General features: G+C 60.2%; 4 protein-coding genes. All 4 read right to left on the bottom strand.

What is annotated here, in order from left to right; genetic code table 11:
* Positions 1-48: 48 nt before the first annotated feature.
* From FP026_RS29945 to tnpA, 4 genes are read right to left on the bottom strand one after another with little or no spacing between them, the layout of a single operon-like run.
* Positions 49-336 carry a hypothetical protein gene (locus tag FP026_RS29945; protein WP_246665493.1) on the bottom strand — a complete coding sequence of 96 codons (288 nt, stop codon included), beginning with the start codon at positions 334-336 and terminating at the stop codon, positions 49-51.
* A 9-nt stretch (positions 337-345) separates the two neighbouring features.
* Entirely contained in the window at positions 346-1,980 is a 1,635-nt protein-coding gene (gene tnpC, locus FP026_RS29940) for an IS66 family transposase (protein WP_149638162.1), read from the bottom strand.
* A 45-nt stretch (positions 1,981-2,025) separates the two neighbouring features.
* Positions 2,026-2,373: an IS66 family insertion sequence element accessory protein TnpB gene (tnpB, locus tag FP026_RS29935; RefSeq protein WP_107106900.1), complete on the bottom strand. Its 348-nt coding sequence runs from the start codon at positions 2,371-2,373 to the stop codon at positions 2,026-2,028.
* Positions 2,370-2,762 carry an IS66-like element accessory protein TnpA gene (gene tnpA, locus FP026_RS29930; protein WP_149638161.1) on the bottom strand — a complete coding sequence of 131 codons (393 nt, stop codon included), beginning with the start codon at positions 2,760-2,762 and terminating at the stop codon, positions 2,370-2,372. Before tnpA ends, tnpB begins: the two co-directional genes overlap by 4 nt.
* Positions 2,763-2,840: the final 78 nt, after the last annotated feature.

The following is a 2,840-nucleotide window of genomic DNA, read 5'->3' as shown; positions in this document are numbered from 1 at the left end:
GTACCCATACGGTGAAGACCGCCGGTAGCCTGATCCTGCATGCCGGTTTTATCGAAGTGCCAGGATTCTTCGTGCGGCTCTCTCACATCGCTTGGCCAACTCGGGATATGACAGGCCCATATGCTCTGTCGCAATCTCGAAGAGGTAGCTGGCGATGTCTTCTGCCGTTGCGTTGGCATTGACCAACATGCCGAATACGACGTCGGCATAGGCGTCATATTCGTCCTGGGCTTCGGGAATGGCAGATATGCCGATCGGATCCCAATCACGAAGCAATATATCGCGAACAACAGCGAGGATACTTTCAGACTCAGCCCCGCCGGTTTCGTGTCCCATCAGTTGATCCTATGCAGCAGCGGCATTTGGTGACAATGACATCCAATTCCAGGGCAACAACGCCTCGAGCCGAGTGATCGGTGTATCAGCGATACGGGCGAGCACGTCGGCAAGCCACGCTTGCGGATCAATGTCATTGAGCTTGGCGGACATAATTAGCGTCGCCATGAAGGCGGCGCGGTCGGCGCCGCGATCGGAGCCAGCAAACAACCAGGATTTTCTGCCGAGAGCGAAGCCGCGCAGCGCCCGTTCGGCGGCATTATTCGTCAGGCAGATCCGACCGTCATGGAGGAACGACATGAAGCCGTCCCAGCGCTTCAGCATGTAATCGATGGGCTCGGTGACCGGTGAACTGCGCGACAGCTTTGCCCGCTCGCAGCTAAGCCAGTCGTGAAGTTCGTCGATGAGTGGACGGCTGTCCTGCTGGCGTCGCGTTAATCGTTCATCGGCAGATAGTCCGTTGATGTCGCGCTCGATGTCGAACAGGACGTCTATGCGCTTCACGGCCTCGAGCGCCACCGGCGAGATCGCCGCAGCATCCTTTCCCCGCTTGACGTTGGTGGCGATGTCGGCAAGCACGAAGAACTTGCGACGCGAATGTGCCCAACACAGCGCCTGAGTCAGCGGGCCCGGATCGCGATCAGCCTTGAATAGCGGGTTGTAGCCGCCATAGGCGTCAGCCTGCAGAATGCCGGTGAAGCTCTTGAGATGACGCTCAGGATGCTCCTGCCGCCGGTCGCGCGAGGCATAATAGAGCGCCGCCGGTGGCGATGTTCCGCCGAATGGCCGGTCATCTCTGAGGTAGGTCCATATGCGGCCAGTATCGGTCTTGCCTGTCGCCAGGATCGGAACGGTGGTGTCATCACCATGCAGCCGATCGGCGGCAAGGACATGCGCCTCGATCAGCGCATGCAGCGGTTTTAGCGACGCGGCGCAGGCTCCGACCTGATCAGCAAGCGTCGAGAGGCTGAGGTCGATGCCCTCGCGGGCATAACGTTCGCTCTGTCGGTTCAGCGGCTGGTGTTGACCGAACTTCTCGAACAGGATCATTGCCAAGAGGTTCGGTCCGGCAAAGCCACGTGGCGTCACATGGAAGGGTGCAGGCGGCTGGGTGATCTTCTCGCATTCCCGGCACGAGAACTTCTCGCGCACAGTCTGGATCACCTTCCACTGACGCGGGATCACTTCCAGCGTCTCGGTGATGTCCTCGCCTAACTTCGCCAGCTTGGCCGAGCCGCAGCACGGGCAATTGCTGGGCGGGGTAATGACGACACGCTCGCGCGGCAGATGTTCGGGGAATGGCTTCTTTGATGGACGCTTGCGCTCAAAGGCTCTGACCGAAGATGAACGTGCTGCTATCTCGGCTGCCAGTTCATCCTGACTAGCGTCGGCTTCCAGCTCCTCGAGCTGCAATTCCATCTGTTCGAGCAGTCGCGCCTTGCGCTCCGATCGGCTGCCGTGGATGTCGCGCTTCAGCTTCTCGATCTCTAGCCGGAGACGGGCGATCAGCGCATCAGAATGGGAGTTCACCGCCTGGGCGCGGGCGGCAACCGCTTCAGCGTCACGGCGTGCCGCACGCTCGGCGAGGATCATCGCGTGGGCGCTGGCAAGGTCGTCGGGAAGCTGATCAGCGGGCTCGGTCATGGCAAGATGGAATCATATTCGCTCCCGCCTTTCCAGCGATTTCCGCTATCCCGCCGAGCTCGGACGCCAGGTTTTTTGCGGCATGCGCCAGTCGATACCTTCGAGCAAATATCCGAGCTGTGCGGGCGTAATCACCACCGTGCCATCGGCGGCCGACGGCCATAAGAACCGTCCCCGCTCAAGCTTCTTGGTGAAGAGGCAGGCGCCCTGGCCATCATGCCAAATGACCTTGATCAGCCCACCTTGGCGACCTCGGAAACAGAACAAATGGCCGCTGTGCGGATCCCGCTTCAACGTCTCCTGCACCATCAATGCCAGACCTGGGAAGCCTTTCCGCATATCCGTATAGCCGGTCGCCAGCCACACTTTTACACCACTCGGAACCGGGATCATCGTCGCTCCACAACGTCAAGGATGCGGCCCAAGGCTTCCGGATCAATATCACTCTCCACGCGAAGACGCCGGCCACGGCCAAGCTCGATCGTCACCATGCTCGCCTTCTTGCGCGGTCGTGGCAGCACTGCCGTCTCCACAGGATCAGGCGCGGGTAAGGCCGCGACGACGTCAACTGGAACAAATTGCGGCGTGGGTGGCTCTGAGATTTGGCAGAGCTGTTTGCGCCAACGGAACAATTGCCCGGTATGAATTCCGGCGGAACGCGCGATCTCCGATACGCTGGCGTCCGGTTCAAATGTCGCCGCGACCAGCCGCTCTTTCTCCTCTCGAGACCAGCGCCGACGCCGCTCGACCGATGTGATCACCTCAACCTGATGCTTGGTCATATGACTATCCCTAGTGCTTGCACTAGGACTTGCAGTCTTCAGCCCATCTCAGCAAGGCGGCCCCCACCGTGGGGTTAC

The organism is Martinezella tropici (assembly GCF_008370325.1).
Lineage (GTDB): Bacteria > Pseudomonadota > Alphaproteobacteria > Rhizobiales > Rhizobiaceae > Rhizobium > Rhizobium tropici_B.
This window is presented reverse-complemented; position numbering and strand designations above follow the sequence as displayed.